This window comes from Micromonospora sp. LZ37 (genome assembly GCF_059359015.1).
Genome location: NZ_JCADBL010000002.1, coordinates 262,990 through 281,139 on the forward strand (window position 1 = coordinate 262,990; position 18,150 = coordinate 281,139).

The following is an 18,150-nucleotide window of genomic DNA, read 5'->3' on the forward strand; positions in this document are numbered from 1 at the left end:
GGCGGCGCCGCGCTCCCCCGCTGTCCCCACACGCGTCGGACCCGTGCTGGGCGGGTCGTGACCACGGCCAGCCCAGGGTGCCGACCGTCGGGACAGCGAGGACGACCGTCCAGGCTCCCGGACGGCGACACCACCAGGTAACGGGTTTCAAGTGCTCGGTATGGAGTTGCCGCCTGCACGGCCATCGACTACGTGCCCTACGGCACCACCGTCTACAAGTGGTGCAGCTGGTTCGATGCCTCCACCGGGCAACTACTGGACCTACACCAACTGGGGGATGAATCTACGCCGGCTACTTCCGCAACGGCCTCAGTGACTTCGACTGCTCCTGCTCTGATCACCGCTCGACGAGCCGGCGCCCGATCGACCACGGGCGGACTGGCGCCGCGCGGTGAGTGCCGCGCGGCGGCGACCGCCCCTCGTAGCATCTGGGCATGGCCGAGGGATCTCCGACCTTGATGGCGGTGCACGCCCACCCGGACGACGAGGCGGCCAGCACCGGTGGGGTCCTTGCGCCCGCCAAGCTGACGGGCACGGGAGCGGGCCCGCGATATGAAGAGGCTGCTTCAATGGCGGGCAACGCGCGATCAACACCTTCGGGACGTGGCGGTGCGACCGCCGCACCGGTTTTCCCACCGGCATGCCGGGTAGATGATGGCCATGCCCGAGGGGCACCTCATCCACCGACACGCCCGCGAGCAGCACGCCACCCTCGCCGGTCAGCCAGTACAAGTGTCCAGCCCGCAGGGTCGCTTCGACCCGCGCCCCTACGCCAACCAGTCCCTGACGGCGGTCGAGGCGTACGGCAAGCATCTGCTCTATCACTTCACCCACGCACCGGTGCTGCACGTCCACCTCGGCATGCGGGGGCTGTTCCTGCGGATCGCCGACCCGACAGTGCCGCCTCGGCGCGGGACCCGGCTGCGGTTGGCCGGACCGGAGGTGGCGTACGACCTGATCGCGCCGATTCGCTGTGAGCCGCTATCGTCGGACGCGGAACGCGCCCTGAAGGCCTCGCTCGGACCGGACCCGCTGCGCGACGACGCCGATCCGGTGGAGGCCGTCCGCCGGCTTTCGGTGGCCGGCGCGCCGGTGGGGACATCGCTGCTGGACCAGAGGGTCTGGGCCGGGATCGGAAACGCTTGGCGAGCCGAGCTGCTCTTCCTGGCGGAGCTGGATCCCGGCGCTGTCAGCGTAGGGGATGCCAGGGCGAGGCGGTTGTGGCAGCTGGCCGTGAAGCATTTGGCACTGGGACGTGACGCGGGCCAGGTGGTCAGCGACCCGGCCGTGCCGGACGAGCGGTGGGTCTACAAGCGGGAGCGCTGTCGGCGGTGCGGCAGCCCCGTACGGACCTGGCAGCTCGGTGGCCGTACGGCGTACGCCTGCCCGGTCGACCAACCGGCGGGCGGCGGATAGCGTCTGCGCGATACCGCTGGGCCCCGGCCTCCGGTCGAGGAGACCCGCTGCCCGGACCAGGCGAGACAGGTCGGCGTACTCACTGCCCCGCTCGCTGCGGGCGCCCAGATCCGTACCGCTCACCCTCGCCACCCCTGAGCCACGCCGATCACCTTGCCGGCTCCCCCGCCCGCGCTAGGTAGACGACAGCTCAATCGGTGACCGGGAGAGGCAAGTCGTACTCACATTCCATGCAAGTCCGCCGTTTAGGACCTAACGCCTGCAACTGAGCCCGACAATCAGGACATGCAGGCACGTTGGGTTCAGGAGGCAGTCATGACCCGCAGGAGGAACTCCACCGCTCGGCAAGCGCTCATCCTTGCCTTTGCGGCCGGGGCGCTGACCGGAGCCGCGGGAACGTTGGCCCTGCGACGTCGCCAGCAGGAGAGCGACCTCCCCGCCGGGCAGCTGGACGAGACTTTCATCCCCTCACCGAGCGGACGTTCGGACGGTCGGTCGCCAGGCTCGATGAGTACGCCGGCCGCCCTGCACAGCTGACCCGAGCAGCGCTCCGGGCACTCCGACCCGCGGGAGAGATGAGAGTACTCATGACAGAACGTCCCAGCAGCAGCCCCGATGCTGCGTCTACTGGCGCGCCGGTCGCTGAACTGGTGCAGCGCGCCACCGAACAGATCACCAAGTTGGTGCGCGACGAGCTGACGATGGCTCGGGCGGAACTGACCACGAAGGGCAAACACGCCGGCGCCGGCGCCGGGCTGCTCGGCGGCGGCGCCGCGCTCGGCCTCTACGCCGGCGGCAGCGCCGTCGCCACGATCGTCCTTGCCTTGGCCGCGATCATGCCCGATGCGCTGGCCGCCCTCATCGTCACGGTGATCCTGGCCATCGCCGCCGCCATCGCGGCGCAACGCGGCAAGAAGCAGGTCACCAAAGCCATGCCCGTCACCCCGACGGCGACCAGAGACAGCGTGCGCGCCGACGCCGAGACGATACGCGGCGCAGCGAGTCGGAGAGAGTCATGAGCACGCCAGCGGGAAGCAGCGACCCGGACCAGACCCGACGCGACATCCAGCGCACACGCGCGGAACTCGGCGAGACCGTTGCCGCCCTGGCTGAGAAGACCGACGTCAAGGCCCAGGTCGGCACCAAGGTCACCACCGCCGCCGACGGACTCCGACAGCGTGTCGACCGGGTCGGCCAGTCGGCTAAGACAACAGCGACGCAGCTGACCCGGACCGTGACTCAGAAGACCTCCCAGCGCGTCAAGGCGATCCAGCAAAAAGCCCAACACAGCGCCAGTGCGGTACGCAGCTCGACGCAGGCCAGCCCGCAGACCACCGCCAAAGCCGCTTCAACCCTGGTCACCTCCGCCCGCGCCGCGACAACCAAAATCGGCAACAAGGTGCGGACGAAACCCGTACCGGTCCTGGCCGCCGCCGGCACCGTGGGCGCCCTCGCGGTCCTCGCCTACCGTCGCCGCCGGTCCCGATGACCAACAGCCCTGCGGACAGCCACGACGCCGTATCGAACAGGCCGGATGAAAGCGCAAACCGAACCCGACCTACAGGCGAAGGCGGGCGAGTCCTCACGACCCGCCCGCCTTCGGCGAACTCCCGGCACAGCAACTCGAGTCACGGCTGGCTTGGAGCTCGATACCGCCGTCGGCGGCTGGGCCCCCGGATGTTCGCCTCAACCTCTTCGTGGCGAACCTGATCGTGGACCGGCTGGTCCTGAACCACCCCGTCCTTGGCCATGCGGCCACCCTCGGCGGGGCCACCTGCTCCTTGCCCAGCACCGGCCGCTCGGCCCGCAGAGTCGTCCTTGCTGTCGTCGATGTCGGCACGCCCGCGTTGCCGCCTTCGCCCCATCGATCGCCTCGCCGAGGGCAAGGCCGTGGCACAGCTGCTGCGCTACTTCCTGCTTCGCCCTGGTGGCACCTCCCCTATCGTGCGCGAGCTCATCCGCGGTTCGAACCCGTCTGAGTCGACGGCCCGGCACACAGATGAGTGGATAGCCATCCGTTGCCAGCAGCGGGCAACTGCGCGGCCGGCCGAGCAGGATCCATGGAAGATTGGGTCAGTAGGCGCCGACCATCTGCGTGAGTAGCTTGGCCAACGCGCGGGCCAGCAGCCGGGACGCGTGCATCTGCGAGACCCCGACCTGCTCGGCGATCTCGCAGAGTCAGGATTCTTGCTCGCCCTCGGGTGGCCAAGGCCGGGCCGACAGCCACCCGCAGCTCGGCTACTGCGGCTTCCGTCGGGTGACCTACCGACGCCGCCGCGAGAACTGAGGAGTACCTGCGGATGGCCCGACGCGCCCGTATCAGCACCTGGGGGCTCGCGGTCGGTGACCTCGTCCTCAATCCTCGGGACCTTCGCTGTGCAACCTCTGATGCGGGCCATCGAGCACCCGAGGCGACTTCAAGATCATATCGCGTCGATCTATCAGCTCCCTGCGCCCGCGACTGAAGCCGGGTGCCACGCCTTGGCGGGGCCAGCAGCCGTCGTAGTCCCGGTCGTTTGCGTTACGAGCAGACAGAGGCGCCTCTTTGAACCCCTTACAGGGCGATTTCGCCAGACTCCTACCGGCCGAAATCACTGTGCCTAGGCTGACGACATGGACGATGCCCGCCGCGTCAGCGCCGAGTTCCTCGGCACGCTGCTGCTGGTTTTCATCGGTGTGGGCAGCGCCGTGGCTGCCAGGGTGCAAGGCGGAGTGGTCGTCGTCGCGCTGGCCTTCGGTTTCGTCATGCTGGCGCTGGTCTACACGATCGGTCCGCTGTCGGGCAGCCACGTCAATCCGGCGGTCACCTTCGGCGTACTGCTGTCGCGAAAGATCTCCGTCCTCGGCGCCGTGCGGTACTGGATCGCCCAGCTTGCGGGCGCCACCGTAGCGGGGTTCCTGCTGTTCGCACTGACCCGTTGGGGCGGCGTCACCGACGAAACGAAATCGCTGGGCAGCAATGGATATGGCGAGAGCATCAACCTCGGTGGCACCATCCTGCTGGAGACCGTGCTGACCTTCCTGTTCGTGCTGGTGGTCCTGGTGGTGTCCAGCCGCACCGAGCACGCCGCCGTCGCCGGCCTCCCCATCGGACTCGCCCTCGCGGCAGCACACCTGGTTGGCGTCGCCCTCGACGGCACGTCGGTCAACCCGGCACGATCACTCGGGCCGGCCGTGTTCGAAGGTGGCGACGCGCTGCAGCAGCTCTGGGTGTTCATCGTCTTTCCGATGCTCGGCGGGGCGCTGGCGGCCGCGGCGGCGTCGCTCATCCTTGGCACCGACCGCCGTCGCGTCACCCATCCGGTGGATTGAGGCTCAGGGCGTAGGCGGCAGTGAGCTGCCAGCACCGGCGCGGACGGCCAGGAATCACGGCTCTTCGAAGTTGAGCGGGGTTGAGGTGTCCGCGGTGGCCTCGGTTGGTGGCGGTGCGGGTGCGTAGGCGTTGGTTTTCGGGGTTGCGGAAGCCGTAGGCGTCGCGGGCGACGGTCTTGATGACGCGGTTGGTGCCTTCCTTCCGATCCGGCGTTGGTGATCCCGGTGGCCAGGAATGCGTGGATCTGCGGCCACCAGGTTTCGATGGTGGTGGCGAGCCGGTGCAGCTCGGGCAGGTCGCTGGCGGCGCAGCGGGTGTAGAAGCGACGTAGTCGGTGGACGTGTTTTCGGTCGGGTTGGGTGTGGGCGGTCGCGAGCAGGTCGAGCAGGTCTTCCTTGCGTTCCACGCGGCGAGGATCGGGGCGCCGGTCGTGGCGGGCAGTGCCTCAAGGGTGTCGACCAGGCGGTCGAGGTGCAGCCCCAACAGATGGGTTGCATCGTTGATCATGCTCGCAGCTCTTCACCTGTGATCATCCGGCTCGACATTAACGAGCTGCGGCCCCGAACATCTGGGTCGGCTCCCCCGCGAACCCTGCTCGTTCTCGGAAAGTCCGATGAGGCGAGACCCAAGCGAAACGGTCATTGCGGATAACGGCCCTGCAAGCGTATAAACGAAAGAGTCCTTTCGCTGAGGAGTGCCGATGGAGCTGAGTGAGCCGGAACGCCGGGTGCGCGTGCAGGACGCGACCAAACTGCGCGCTCTCGCGCATCCGCTGCGCCTGCGGCTGCTGCGCTACCTGCTGGCCGCCGGCCCGAGAACCGCCGCGCAGTGCGCTGAGGCTCTCGGCGACACCGGGTCGAACTGCAGCTACCACCTGCATCAGCTCGGCCGACACGGCCTCATCGAACGGGTTCCCGCCGAGGGGGCCAACCGGCGTGACCGCCCCTGGCGTGCCGCCTCCGTCGGGTTCGAATTCCTGCCCGATCCGGGTGATGTCGACGGGCAGCAGGTCAACGAGGCGCTGACCGCGCTCGAGCTTGAGGAGGTCTTCCGGGCGCTGCAGCGCTACCAGCACCAGCAGCACAAGCTGACGGACGAGTGGCGGGAGAGTTCGACCTTCCACAACTACACGCTCTCGGTCACCCCCGAGGAGCTGCGGCACCTGACGCTGACCCTGGACGCCGTCATCCGGCCCTATCTGCGTCCGATGCGCAACGCGCCCCCCGGGGAAGCCCGGCCGGTCAGTCTCAGTCTGCAGGCATACCCCACGCCTGAGTTCATCTGAGATGTTCACGCTGCTGCGTCACCGTGGATTCGTTCTGATCCTGGTTGCCGGGCTCTCCTCGAGCGTGGCGAGTTGGCTGCTGCTCACCGGGCTGCCGATCTATGTGTTCGGGGTGACTGGCTCGGCGTTCATCACCTCCGCCGTCTTCCTCGTCGAGCTGCTGTGCGGCATCACGCTGGGAACGTTCGCCGGTGCCCTGGCCGATCGCTTCGACAGATTCCGGCTCATGAGCTGCGTCGCCGTGCTGCAGGCGGTGGCGGTGATCCCCCTGCTAGGTCAACCTGAGCACCATCTGTGGATCATCTCGCTGGTCGCCGGGGCCCAGGCGGTGCTGACCCAGACGTTCGACTCCGCCCGCAACGCCGCGTTGCCGGGCATCGTCGAGGCCGCACACCTGGTACGCGCCAACAGCATGGTGGCGCTCAACATGAGCGTGGGGCGGCTCATCGGCAGCTCGCTCGGCGGGTTTGCGATCACCCGCGAAGGCACCCGTTACCTGGCGATCGGCGCCGCCGTGGCCTTCGTGATCGCGACGGCGCTGATCACAGTCGCCCGCCGGGCCGCGCACCACGACGCCACCCAGCCGGGGACATCGGAGCGTACGTCGTCGTTCTTCACCGCCTGGCGGTCCGGCCTCGCGGCGATGCTGCGCAACCGCAGCGTGCGCGTGACGTTCCTGAGCGTGGCGCTGGGCGGCATCGCGCAGGGCCTGTTCGTGGTGCTCTTCGTGGTCTTCGTCAGCCGCGCGCTGCACGCTGACGGCACACTCACCGGTGTACTGCGGGGCGTCCAGGCGATCGGCGGCGTGGCGGGCGGGCTCATTGTCGGCATACTGGGCGCTCGGCTCAGTCCCCGGCTGCTGATGAGCCTCGGCGCCACCACGTTCGCCCTGATCAGCCTCGTCATCTGGAACGGACCGGCGGTCACCCGCCAGCCCGAGTGGTACATCCTGCTGTTCATCCTGGTCGGCGCGCCGGGCATCGCCTACAACAGCGGAGCCTTCGCGCAAATCCAACAAAGCGTGCCCGACACCGACCTGGGCCGAGCCTTCGGCGGCTACTACGCGATCTACAACGCGTCACAGGGGCTGGGCATGGCAGCCGCCGGCCTGCTCGGCGACGCGCTCAGCGTCGTGCTCGTCCTCAACGTGCAGGCCGCGCTCTACCTGGCCTCCGGCGCGGTCGCCTACGTGGGCCTGCGCTCCGTCCTGCGGCAGCGCTCGGCCCTGCGACAGCGCTCCACCGTCGACATTGGGTAGACCGCTCTCGATCAAAAGCCGAACTCCACCGGCTCGCCACCACCACCGAAACCTGGTGGCCGCAGATCCACGCATTCCTGGCCACCGGGATCACCAACGCCGGATCGGAAGGAAGGCACCAACCGCGTCATCAAGACCGTCGCCCGCGACGCCTACGGCTTCCGCAACCCCGAAAACCAACGCCTACGCACCCGCACCGCCACCAACCGAGGCCACCGCGGACACCTCAACCCCGCTCAACTTCGAAGAGCCGGAATCACTCGTCGCCCTCGATGTGGATAGTGAGGTCGTCGTTATCGAAGCGCAGCACGAGACCGGCGCAGACCGTCTCGCCGTCATGGCCAATACCATCTGGCAGAACACAACAACCATCGCCAGGGGGGTGGGCTACGTTGAAGTAGACCGCCAGCGCTGTCGAGAGGAAGTTTCGTGTCCACCAACGCGTACGAGACTGGGCGCATCGGGCTGCTTCTCATTGACACAGTCAACGAATTGTTCGCTGAAGGCGGCAAGGGATACCTTGAATTCAAGGAGGAGTTCGACCGGATCGGCACGTTCGCCAACATCAAGCGCCTTCTCGCCGGGGCGCGCGCACAAGAGTTTCCAGTCTTTTTCGCTCCCATGTCCTACACCGAAAGCGACTACACCACCTGGAAACATCTCTCCGGCATTCACCAGGAGATGTACGACAACCGCATGTTCGAGGCCGGAAGTTGGGGTGCGCGATTCCATCCGGAGTTGTCGCCCGAGCCGAATGAGGTGGTCATCTCCCCCCACAAGAATATCGATGTCATGGCCAACACCGATCTGGACGTCCAGCTACGGCAGCACAACGTCGAGTATCTGGCGATCGGCGGAATGATCGGAACGATGTGCGTCGAGTCGACCGCGCGCAGCGCGATGGAACGCGGCTACCACGTCACGACGATCACTGATGCCACCGCCGCCGCAGGTGGTAGGGCGGCATACGACGCGATGGTCCTACGGTATCCGTTGATCTCGCACGCAACGTTTTCTGTCGACGAATTCCTAGCAGCTACCCGCGAAGCAAAAGGTTAGCGCCTCAGACATCCCTACCTGACCTGCGGAACGCGAGACCGCACGTCGGGGCTGCAGGCCGCTGGGCGGTCGTTCGTGTTCACGGCCGAGAATCACGAGTACATCAGGTGCAGGGTCATCCCGGCGTCGGCGTGCGCCAGGTTGTGGCAGTGGTTGGCCCACATGCCGGGGTTGTCGGCCCGGAACGCCAGCTCCCACACGTCGCCGGGGCGGACGTCGAAAGAGTCCAGCCACAAGAGGCTCCCGGTCGCCGGCTTCCCATTGCGGGCCAACACCAGGACGTGATGCCCGTGCAGGTGCCACGGGTGCACGACCTGGGACCGGTTCACGATCGTGAACTTGACGATGTCGTCGAGGCGGACGACCTGAGGTGGGATGTCCGGATCGGCCGCGCCGTTGACGGTGTGGGCGTACCGCGGAAGCAGTCCTCGCAGGTCGAGGCCACGGTCGAGAACGAGGGTGAACTCCCTGTCGAACCGGGACCACGGCACCGGAGAGGCGACGCCGTAGGTGAGCGGATCCAGCACCGGCCACGCGCCGGTCGCCGCCGACACCGGTCCGGTCGAGTAGACCTCGCGTCCGTCGACCGACAGCGCCACCGGCGTGGCGGGCGCGGTGAACACCAGGTCGTAGCGTCCCCCGGCCGGGATCAGCACGGCGGTGGCGACGAGCGGCGTCGGGTTCCGCAGGTCGGATCCGTCGATCGCGGCGACCCGGAACGGGGCACCGGCCAGGGCGTACCGGTGGGTCGTGCTGTCGGTGTTGATCAGCCGCAGCCGCACGGGAACTCCCGCCTCGACCGGCTCCACTCTCGGTGCGGGCAGTGGAAGCCCGGCAAGGGTGTGCACCGGCACGGCGACGTCGACGCCAGTCGCCGGCGCCGGGCGTACCACCAGGGCACCGTAGAGCCCCTTCCGCACGCCGACGTCGGATACCGCGTGCGTGTGGTACCAGTACGTCCCGACCTGGTCGGCGCGGAACCGGTAGACGAACTCCTGTCCGGGCAGCACCGCCGCCTGCGTCACACCGGGCACTCCGTCCTGGCTGTTCGGCACGTCGTACCCGTGCCAGTGCAGCGTGACCCCCCGCGCGATGTCCCGGTTGCGCAGCGTCACCTCCAGGACGTCGCCGACGGTGACGGTCAGCTCTGGCCCGGGAACCTGCCCGTTGAACGCCCACGCCGCGACGTCCCGGCCGCTCACGCTCACCGTGGCGGTCCCGGCCGTCAGGGTGAACCGCCGGGTCGGTTCACCGGCGGTCCGCGCATCCCGATGATCATGCGGTACGCCGGGAGCGGCCTCCGGAGTGACGGCCAGCCCGGTCCCGATCACCAGCGCCGCGAGCGCCACCGCGAGGGCCGCCCGGGACACCGTCGGCGACGGGCGTGCACCGAGGACCCGCCACGTGACCGTGGTCGCGGCGAGGACCCCGGCGACCGCCAGCAGTCCGACTCCCGCCGACGCCGGATAGCCGTGCAGGACCGTCACGAGCAGGCCGGCACTTGCGGCGTACCCGGCGAAGAGAAGCGGGACCGCGACGGAGCGGATGTCGCCCGGGGCCCGCAGCAGCCGCGGCCCGGCGGCGACCACCGCCGCGAGTGACAGTGGGGCGGCGATGAGGACCTTCTCCGCCGCGAACCACCAGCCGGCGCGGGCGAGCGCGATGATCGTGATCGCCCGGGCGAGCGTGGCGAGCAGCGCGAGGGCGACCAGTCCCAGGGCGAGCGGCCGACGCCGGGCGGCCGACGTGGCGCCGCCGCCCAGCCAGGCGGCGGCCGCGAGGACCGCGATCACCAGGTCGGCCGCGATCAGCGAGCCGGTGGTCATGCCGGCTCCCCTGCCCGGACGGCCACCGGGGTGGCGTCGGCCGCCGGCGGGTTGGCCAGCTTCCGCGCTGCCTGGTGGACGCCGACCACGACGTGTACCGCGATGATGCCGTTGAGCGCGTGCAGCCCGGCGATGGTCAGGCCGAACGGGGTGCTGGCGCCCGCGGCGTCGGTGGACCCGTTCGCGAGCCCGGCGAGGAGCGCCTGCACGACGACCAGGCCGAGCGGCAGGGCCGCCAGTCCGACGGTCCGGCCCGGCGCCTTCGCCAGCACGGCGAACAGGATGGTGAGCAGGGTGAGAACGGGGATGACCGCCATCCCGGTGATGCTGTGCAGCGTGTACGCGTCGTCGCCCGCGGGTTTCGTGAACGCGCCGACGGCGGCGAAGATGAACTGCAGGGCGAACGCGGCGAGCGACAGAGTGCTGACGATGACGAAGGCCTTGCGCATGGTGAGTTCCTAGTGACGAGTCGGGGACAGGGCCTGGGCGACGTGGTCGGTGGCCGTGATCGCGCCGTACGCGACCAGCCGCACGAGGTCGGCGTCGTCCGGATGGGAGAGCCGCCATAGGGCGACGTCGCCCGGGCTGATCGCGCGGGGCGCGAACGCCGCCAGCAGCGCTATCCGCGTGCCGACGCGGTCCGTGGCGGGCACGTCCCGGACCAGATCGACGGCCCAGTCCGCGGGCCGGGCCGGGTACCGTCCGTCCTCCCACCGCACGGTGGCCGTGACGGTCTGGCGAGCCACCTCGCCCAGGAGATCCCCGCCGCGCGTGGCGGCGTCCTTCAGCGCCGCGTACGCGACGCCGACCGGGCTGTCCCCGGCCCAGGCCGGTGGCACCGCCGGGCCGGCGTCGAGTAGCGACAGGCCGCGACCGGGCTCCTTGAACTCCCGGGCCGCCCGGGCGTAGAGCCTGCCCCCGACGGATCGCACCAGCGGGGAGCGCTGCAGGCCGCCGGGCAGCAGATCCGCGTCGAGCAGCGCCGAGACGATCCGGTTGATGAACTGGAAGGCGAGCAGGGTGCCGGTGACCTCGATGCGGTACGGGCTGGTCCAGGCGGCGGCCCGGGGGCTCCGGCTGGACTCGGCCCAGCCGACCAGCTCGACGTGCCTCGGCTCCGGTGGCGTCCCGCCCCGGGCGACGACCTCGGCCAGCGCGTGCTCGCCGAGGGCGTGCAGCAGCAGCACGTGGGCGTCGACGCAGAACCGGCAGCGGTTGGCCCGGGACACCGCCGCCGCGACGAGTTCGCGATCCACCCGGGACGCGTCCCCGGCGAGGAGGGCCTCGCGCATCAGCGCCCACGTCGCGGCCTGCACCTCCGGCACGGCCGCGATTGCCTGGAAGGTGGGTACCGGCCCGAGGAAGTCCTCCCACATCTGCCGGTAGACCTCTGCGGTCAGGCCGGTCGCCGCCTTCGCGGGAGCGGGGTCGAAGAAGCGGTATGTCATGGGCTCGATGCTTGCCGCAGCGGGTCGGAAAAACGTCGTGCCGCCGCAGGCACCTGGCCGGCCACCGATACCACCTCCGTGGTACGCCCTGCTACCACAGTCGCCAGATGCTCCCTGATGACGGCCGGTTCTACAGTGCGACCATGCGTCGCGATCTGCCGTACGCCCTCAGTGGCCTCGCCCTCGGCGGCCTCCTGCTGGGAAACGCCGCGCTCGCGCCGGACGCCGCGCCGGTGGGGGCGACCGACGTCGCCCTGGTCCTGGTCATGGCGGCGGCCCTGGCGGTGTGCCGGCGCTACCCGGTCGTGGCGTTGGGCGTGGCGACCGCCGCCATGCTGGCCCTCCACGTCCGGGTGCACGCCGGGGTTTCCGCCGCGTTCCCCGTCCTCGGCACGGTCTACCTGGCCGCCTGGCGGGGGCACCGAGCGGCCGCCGCGCTGGCCAGTCTCGTCTTCCTCGGCGGTTTCCTGGCCCGCGACGTCTCGGTCGCGCCCGCCGACCGGCCCAGCCAGCAGATCGTCGAGCGGACCGCCCTGCTGCTGGGCTGGTTCTTCGCCGCCAACGTCGCCGGACTCGTCGCGCGGCAGCGCCGGGCGTACCTGGAACAGGTCGAGCAGCGGGCGATCGAGGCCGAACGCACCCGCGAGGAGATGGCGTTGCGCCGCGCCGGGGAGGAGCGCCTGCGCATGGCCCGGGACCTGCACGACTCGCTGACCCACAGCATCTCCCTGATCAAGGTGCAGGCCGGGATCGCCGTGCACCTGGCCCGCAAGCACCACGAGGAACCGTCAGCCGCCCTGTTGGCGATCCAGGAGGCCAGCGGCGCCGCGATGCGGGAACTGCGGGCGACGCTGGGCGTCCTGCGCTCACCCTCCGACGCGGACCGCGTCGGACTGGCCCGGGTGGGCGAGCTCGCCGAGCGGACCCGGGCGGCCGGCGTACCGGTGCAGGTGACCGTCACCGGTCAGCCCCGCGACCTACCCGCCGAGGTCGACCAGGCCGGGTATCGCGTGGTCCAGGAGGCCCTGACCAACGTCGCCCGCCACGCCGGAGCCGCCACCGCCCAGATCCACATCGAGTACGCCCCGGCGCGGCTGACCGTCTCGGTGGATGACGACGGCCGGGCGTCGCCGGTCCGGCCGGTGACGCCGGGGGTGGGCCTGCGCGGCATGCGGGAGCGGGTCACCGGACTGGGCGGGACGTTGCAGGCCGCCGCGCGCGACAGCGGCGGGTTCGCGGTACGCGCCACGATCCCGCTGGACGGTCAAGGGTGATCCGCGTCCTGCTCGTCGACGACCAGGCGCTGATGCGGGCCGGATTCCGGGCGTTGCTCGACGCCGAGGACGACCTGGAGGTCGTCGGCGAGGCCGCCGACGGCGCATCGGCCGTCCAGCTGTCGCGACGCCTGCGGCCGGACGTCGTGCTGATGGACGTGCAGATGCCGGGACTCGACGGCATCGAGGCCACCCGGCGCATCGCCGCCGACCCCGACCTCGCCGCGGTCCGCGTCCTCATCCTCACCAACTACGGGCTCGACACCTACGTCTTCGCCGCCCTCCGGGCGGGTGCCAGCGGGTTTCTCCTCAAGGACGCCGACCCCGCCGACCTGCTGCAGGCCGTCGCCGTCGTGGCGCGCGGCGACGCGCTGCTCGCCCCGGCGGTCACGCGTACGCTCATCAGCGAGTTCGTCAGCGGCCCACCGCCGGCCGAGCCGGCGGCCGGGCGCGACCTGCTGACCGCCCGCGAACAGGAGATCGTCGAGCTCGTCGCCCGGGGGCTGAGCAACGACGAGATCGCCGAGCGCATGGTGATCAGTCCGTTGACCGCCAAGACACACGTCAACCGGGCCATGACGAAGCTGCACTGCCGCGACCGTGCCCAGCTGGTCGTGTGGGCGTACGAGTCGGGGCTGGTCACGCCGCGTCGGCGGTGACCGCCGGTCGGCGGCATGCCGGTAGGTCGGCGGTCGCGGTAGGTTGCACAGTCATGGCCACGATCGCCGACGTGCGTCACGAACTCGCCAGCCTCGCCGACCCGCGGCGGGCGGAGGCATCGAGCCGGTTTCTGCAGATGACTCCAGGCGGATATGGCGAGGGCGACACGGCCATTGGTGTCCCGGTGCCGGAACAGCGCAGGGTGGCCGCCCGGTACTGGCGCGATCTCTCCCTGCCGGAAACGGCGAAGCTACTGACCAGCAGCGTGCACGAGGAGAGGCTGACGTCGCTGTTCATCCTGGTGCGAAAGTTCACCAGGGCAGACGAGGACGAACGGGGGAAGATCTTCGGCGTCGTCCTGGCCAACACCGGCCACATCAACAACTGGGATCTGGTGGACTCGTCCGCGCCGTACATCGTCGGCCCCTGGCTGGTGGACAAGGACCGGAGCGTCCTGGACCGGTTGGCCGAGTCGAGCCTGGTGTGGGACCGGCGCATCGCCATCATGGCGACTTTCGCCTTCATCAGGGCCGGTGACTTCCACTGGACTTTCCGCCTCGGTGAACGGCTCCTGCGCGACCCGCACGACCTCGTCCAGAAGGCGGTGGGCTGGATGCTGCGCGAGGTGGGCAACCGGGACAGGGCGGCGGAGGAGGAGTTTCTGGCCCGACGTTACCGGGCCATGCCGCGGGTCATGCTGCGGTACGCGATCGAGAGGTTCGAACCGCAGCGACGTAGGGAGTACCTGTCCGGCGTGGCCTAGATGATCGATGTCCGCCACCAGGGAACTTCCCATCATGTCGGCGTTTCCTATTCGACCATTTCTTCTCGGGTCGGTAGAACCGCGGTGACGAGCGACATGGCGATCACCCAACCCAGGAGCGCAATGCCGAGCGAATGGGTTGTCCGCATCTCCGGGTGGTGGTGAGCGACAACTTCTGCGACTGTCGTTGCGGCGACAGCGGTGGCCAGGACCGCCCCCAGCGTCCACCACTTGTGCGACCAGCCCAGCAGCAGGAGCCCGGACAGTGCGCCGACGAGCAGTAGCAACCCGACGGCGGGATCGTCGGTTCCGAGGATTGGCAGGTCCTCGATCGCCGTAACGCACAGGCGGCGGAGGCGGGCCGAGACGGTGAGCGCAAGCCCGATCGCCACCAGGAGCCAGCCGAGCATGCGGGCCGGAACTCGTTTCCTGCGCGGGCCCCTGACGCTCAACGGCCACTTCGACGCGACGACCGCGATGGCGATGAGAGCGGCCGAGCACGCGATGGTCTCCGGCCAGGAGGCGAGCCCGGGGCCGATACGCTCTCCGCTGTCGGAACGGGGAGCGCGCAGGAGCCAGAAGCCCAGCACGGCGAATGCCACGCTCATCGCCCAGCCGATACCCGCCCTCAGGCGAGCTCTGCGCCACAGCCGCTCGGCGGACGCTGCCCAGTCTTCCCCCCACTGGCGGGCCTGATGTCGGAGTCGATGCCACGCCAGCCAGGCCGAGAGCTGCCAGCCGCACACGATGGCGGCGACGGCCAGGGCCGTCACCCCGGCGACGGAGGTTGGCGTGAATCCGGACCGGGAAGTTCCGTCCGCGTCCGGGCCGGTCACGGCGGCGGCGGCCAGGAGCAGCAGGACGGCGGTCGCGGCGGCGCGCAGTGGATCGGCGGCGAGCGGCAGGAGCACCCACAGCGGCCGTCCGGCGAGCATGAGGACTCGGGCGATGGCGGTGTACCAGGTCCACGTCGACGGCCAGAACGCCCGGTAGAGCAGCTGGGTCAGGCGGCTGGCCAGGCCGAATCGGTAGGCGGGGCGTAGGTCCCCGACGGTTTCGCTGCCGGCTACGAAGCTCTCGGCCCGCTGGCGTGCGGTTGGGGTCGCTACACCGTCCGCCGTGTCCGAGTCGGTGAGCAGCCAGTACTGCAACCACGCCTGCGCGCCCCGCTTCAGGCAGTCGAGCTGCTGCCGGGAGACTGGTGCGTCCTTGACGGGACGGGGCGGGACGGTGGCGTACACGGGGGTCAGCATTGCCTGCCACTCGCTGAGGGACAGCTCTGGCGGCGATTTCTCCACGTAGCGGTTCCAGGCCTGTTGCAGCGCTTCGAAGTTGTTCCGCAGGTTCGCGTCGTCAAGCAGCATGTCGACCAGGCCGCCGGTCGCGTCGAGTTGTCCCCAGGCCCAGTCGTTCGTCCGCCACCGACTGGCGATGAAGCCGCCGAAGTTGCGGGCGGTGTTGCCGGCGAGTTTGGATCTGGAGGTGAGCAGCGGGGTGGTGGGATCGACAGGGTTCTTGTGCAGCCGAGCCAGGAGTCGGGTTTCCCGCTCCGCTTGGACGAGCTTGGTGAACAGTGCTTCGAATGGCGTCGATTGGTTTCCGGTCACCTGGTGGTAGCGGATGGTCGAGGTGGTGCCGGGGACGCCACCGGCGGCCGCGAACACGGTGTGGAGCTTCGTGATCTCGACGAACTGCAGCGGGCTGTGGTGCAGCACGTGGAAGAGGGAATCGTCCCAGTGCTTCTGTTCAGCCGGGCTCACGCCGCTGCGGTATCTTGCGTCGGCTATCGCAGCACCGCGCTCCTGGATTTCCCTGCGTATGTTTTCCAGGCAGCACCACAGGTCATTCAGTAGCCGCCACTCAGCGGTGCTCTCCGGCGAATCGATGACCACGCCCCGGACGGGGTAGCGCTCCGCGAGCCTGCGGTAGAAGTCGATCTCGTCCACGCTCGTGTTGACGTCGAGGGCTTCCGTGAGACGCTCGCCCAAGGGGGCCAACGCGTGTTGGTAGTTCAGGCTGCGCCGGACGGCGGTGGCGAGGTCGGGCGGCTCGGATCGCTGCCGGGTGGGGCCCCGAGAGTCGCGCAGGAATTCGGCATCGGCCAGGTCGCGTATCCGGACGGCGATCCGCAGCAGCCGGTAGAGGGGACGTTTGAGCCGGGAGACGTCCCGTGGCTCGTGGAGCTCGGAGCGGAGTTGCTTGGCCTCCAGTTCCCGTATCCAGGCGATGAGGAGGGTGGCGGTGTCGTTGACCGCGTGGACGTCGCACGACAGTCGGGGACACACGTCACGGTCGTAGTAGGCCATGGCCAGCATGTTCTCGACGGTGAGGGCTTCGGGCTCGCCGAGCACCTCATACGGGCCGGACAACGGCGTACGACCGATGGTGGCCTGGGCCGGCCGGGTGAGCAGTAGCGTGAGGCGTGGGGTGTCGGTGGCGAGCCGGTAGGTGGCGTACGCCTTGTCATCGAGCTGAGCGTCGGTCAGCCTCTCGGTCCGGCTGAGCTGCCGTGCCAGGGCCTCCTGTCGGCCGCGCGCCGCCAATGCCCGGTCATTGTGTTCCCGGATGAGGCCGAGCTCGTCATCTACCGTCTCCGACCGTTGTTTCATGCCGATGGCCCGGGTGATGGTTCTCAACCAGTGCAGCGCGCTGCGGTAGTCCGAGCCTCGAGTGTGCGCCGCTACCGGCGTCGGTGGATCCGGATCGAGGTAGATGAGCCGTCGCTCGGTTGGTGCGGACGACCGGGCGATGTTGATGGCCCGTAACGCACGGTCGATCGGTATGTTGTCGAATACGCCGCCGTCGATGACGTGGAACGGGCGGGCCCGCGGCCCGTGCAGTGGAGTGCCCGTGGGCCGGGTACCCGAGAATGTTCCCGACATCTCCGGAACGTTCGTGGCGTCTGTCCCTTCGGCGTATGCGGTGGAGCGGCCGGCGACGGCGTGGATGGAGGCGGGCTCGAACGCGCCCGGAAAGGACGACGTCGAGCGTCCGGCCAGTGCCAGCCGGTCGAGCTGGAACTGCACGGGCGGCGGAAGCTCGCCTGCGTGGTCGGTCACGTCCGACGGGCCGGGGAGGTCGGTGAAACCCGATTCGAGGGGGGCCTGCCGGCGTACGAAATGGAACTGGGCCCGTCCCTCCCGCAGCGCCCGCTCGACCACGCCCTCATCCGCCAGGAGGGTCGCCGAAAGGTCGATGGTCACCTCCTCGGCCGCCACGTCCGGATCACCACGCCGGACGAGGCTGCTCAACTCCTTGCGGATCTCCTGGTAGAAGTACAGATCGCCGCTGAGCAGTGACGGCACGCGCCCGGTGGGCAGGGTAGGGCGCAGCATCTTCCATATGCCAGCAGCGTCACGCCAGACCGTCTCCATGCTGTCCATCGTGGCGCCGACGCTCTGCGCCACGCCGTAGATGACCGCGTTCAGGCCGCCGGCGCTGGCGCCGGCCAGGATGTCGACGTCGACCTGGTGGTAGCCGGCGAGCCCGAGCAGATCGCCGTAGATCTCAGCCCGTTTCGTCTGGCCGGGACGCGTGCCCGTCCACTCCGGGCGGCGCAGCGTCGCCCTGCCGTCGTCTTCGAGCCGGACCCGGCGCAGGACATCTATCTCGCTCATCGCGCCGCCGATCCACACGGCGAGGCTCACCCCGCCACGCAGGGCGAGCGCGATGCGCAATATGCGGCGCGGCTGGCTGGCCGCGGCAGCGGCTCCGCTCAGTGACCCTGGCCTCTCTGAGTCCACGACCACCCCGTCCCGTCCGGGCGCGTGTCCCTGCCCTTATGCCCTTTCTGCTCCGATAGTGGCACGGGCGGGCGGTGGCGCAGAGCCGATCGACGCGAAAAGCCT

At 69.5% G+C, this 18,150-nt stretch carries 14 protein-coding genes and 3 pseudogenes; 11 read left to right on the plus strand and 6 right to left on the minus strand.

Going from position 1 to position 18,150, the window contains the following annotated elements; translation table 11 throughout:
- Positions 1 to 660: 660 nt before the first annotated feature.
- The 3 genes from AC5L3Z_RS05295 to AC5L3Z_RS05305 all read left to right on the plus strand — a co-directional run bounded on the left by AC5L3Z_RS05295 (position 661) and on the right by AC5L3Z_RS05305 (position 2,905).
- On the plus strand, positions 661 to 1,416 hold the full coding sequence (locus AC5L3Z_RS05295; protein ID WP_494839969.1) for a DNA-formamidopyrimidine glycosylase family protein: 756 nt from the start codon (positions 661 to 663) through the stop codon (positions 1,414 to 1,416).
- Positions 1,417 to 2,003: 587 nt separating this feature from the next.
- The gene (locus AC5L3Z_RS05300; RefSeq protein ID WP_494839970.1) at positions 2,004 to 2,435 is read left to right on the plus strand and encodes a phage holin family protein; all 432 of its coding nucleotides are present in this window, start codon (positions 2,004 to 2,006) and stop codon (positions 2,433 to 2,435) included.
- Positions 2,432 to 2,905: a DUF3618 domain-containing protein gene (locus tag AC5L3Z_RS05305; RefSeq protein WP_494839972.1), complete on the plus strand. Its 474-nt coding sequence runs from the start codon at positions 2,432 to 2,434 to the stop codon at positions 2,903 to 2,905. The genes AC5L3Z_RS05300 and AC5L3Z_RS05305 overlap by 4 nt, the downstream gene beginning before the upstream one ends.
- Before the next feature lie 584 nt (positions 2,906 to 3,489).
- Here the strand turns inward: AC5L3Z_RS05305 and AC5L3Z_RS05310 are convergent.
- Positions 3,490 to 3,679 (minus strand): annotated as a pseudogene (locus AC5L3Z_RS05310) (sigma factor-like helix-turn-helix DNA-binding protein); the annotation flags it as partial.
- A 350-nt stretch (positions 3,680 to 4,029) separates the two neighbouring features.
- On the opposite strand from AC5L3Z_RS05310, the gene AC5L3Z_RS05315 reads away from it, so the two are divergent.
- Entirely contained in the window at positions 4,030 to 4,728 is a 699-nt protein-coding gene (locus AC5L3Z_RS05315; protein ID WP_494839974.1) for an MIP/aquaporin family protein, read from the plus strand.
- Between the two features lie 73 nt (positions 4,729 to 4,801).
- On the opposite strand, the pseudogene AC5L3Z_RS05320 reads toward AC5L3Z_RS05315, so the two are convergent.
- Positions 4,802 to 5,209 (minus strand): annotated as a pseudogene (locus tag AC5L3Z_RS05320) (transposase); the annotation flags it as partial.
- Positions 5,210 to 5,429: 220 nt separating this feature from the next.
- On the opposite strand from AC5L3Z_RS05320, the gene AC5L3Z_RS05325 reads away from it, so the two are divergent.
- From AC5L3Z_RS05325 to AC5L3Z_RS05340, 4 genes and pseudogenes are all read left to right on the plus strand, one after another.
- Positions 5,430 to 6,014, plus strand: coding sequence for a winged helix-turn-helix domain-containing protein (locus AC5L3Z_RS05325; RefSeq protein WP_494839975.1), 585 nt, complete (start codon positions 5,430 to 5,432; stop codon positions 6,012 to 6,014).
- Position 6,015: 1 nt separating this feature from the next.
- Positions 6,016 to 7,272, plus strand: coding sequence for an MFS transporter (locus tag AC5L3Z_RS05330; RefSeq protein ID WP_494839976.1), 1,257 nt, complete (start codon positions 6,016 to 6,018; stop codon positions 7,270 to 7,272).
- 20 nt (positions 7,273 to 7,292) lie between these two features.
- Positions 7,293 to 7,554 (plus strand): annotated as a pseudogene (locus tag AC5L3Z_RS05335) (transposase); the annotation flags it as partial.
- A gap of 147 nt (positions 7,555 to 7,701) precedes the next feature.
- Positions 7,702 to 8,331, plus strand: coding sequence for a cysteine hydrolase family protein (locus tag AC5L3Z_RS05340; RefSeq protein ID WP_494839977.1), 630 nt, complete (start codon positions 7,702 to 7,704; stop codon positions 8,329 to 8,331).
- A 92-nt stretch (positions 8,332 to 8,423) separates the two neighbouring features.
- Here the strand turns inward: AC5L3Z_RS05340 and AC5L3Z_RS05345 are convergent, their stop codons facing one another.
- The 3 genes from AC5L3Z_RS05345 to AC5L3Z_RS05355 are packed head-to-tail and all read right to left on the minus strand — an operon-like array spanning position 8,424 to position 11,605.
- A complete protein-coding gene (locus tag AC5L3Z_RS05345; protein ID WP_494839978.1) occupies positions 8,424 to 10,157 on the minus strand; it encodes a multicopper oxidase family protein in 1,734 nt (577 codons plus the stop codon).
- Entirely contained in the window at positions 10,154 to 10,606 is a 453-nt protein-coding gene (locus AC5L3Z_RS05350; RefSeq protein WP_494839979.1) for a DUF6220 domain-containing protein, read from the minus strand. The genes AC5L3Z_RS05345 and AC5L3Z_RS05350 overlap by 4 nt, the downstream gene beginning before the upstream one ends.
- A 9-nt stretch (positions 10,607 to 10,615) precedes the next feature.
- A complete protein-coding gene (locus tag AC5L3Z_RS05355; RefSeq protein ID WP_494839980.1) occupies positions 10,616 to 11,605 on the minus strand; it encodes a carboxymuconolactone decarboxylase family protein in 990 nt (329 codons plus the stop codon).
- 143 nt (positions 11,606 to 11,748) lie between these two features.
- Here AC5L3Z_RS05355 and AC5L3Z_RS05360 point away from each other — a divergent pair, with 143 nt between their 5' ends.
- Genes AC5L3Z_RS05360 through AC5L3Z_RS05370 form a run of 3 tightly spaced genes read left to right on the plus strand, consistent with a single transcriptional unit; the run spans position 11,749 to position 14,302 of the window.
- Positions 11,749 to 12,879 carry a sensor histidine kinase gene (locus tag AC5L3Z_RS05360; RefSeq protein ID WP_494839981.1) on the plus strand — a complete coding sequence of 377 codons (1,131 nt, stop codon included), beginning with the start codon at positions 11,749 to 11,751 and terminating at the stop codon, positions 12,877 to 12,879.
- Positions 12,876 to 13,538 (plus strand): response regulator, encoded by a 663-nt coding sequence (locus AC5L3Z_RS05365; RefSeq protein WP_494839983.1) that lies wholly within the window; start codon positions 12,876 to 12,878, stop codon positions 13,536 to 13,538. Before AC5L3Z_RS05360 ends, AC5L3Z_RS05365 begins: the two co-directional genes overlap by 4 nt.
- Before the next feature lie 53 nt (positions 13,539 to 13,591).
- Complete coding sequence (locus AC5L3Z_RS05370; RefSeq protein WP_494839984.1) at positions 13,592 to 14,302, plus strand: DNA alkylation repair protein; 711 nt, start codon at positions 13,592 to 13,594, stop codon at positions 14,300 to 14,302.
- A gap of 47 nt (positions 14,303 to 14,349) precedes the next feature.
- Here the strand turns inward: AC5L3Z_RS05370 and AC5L3Z_RS05375 are convergent, their stop codons facing one another.
- On the minus strand, positions 14,350 to 17,979 hold the full coding sequence (locus AC5L3Z_RS05375; protein ID WP_494839986.1) for a patatin-like protein: 3,630 nt from the start codon (positions 17,977 to 17,979) through the stop codon (positions 14,350 to 14,352).
- Positions 17,980 to 18,150 lie beyond the last annotated feature (171 nt).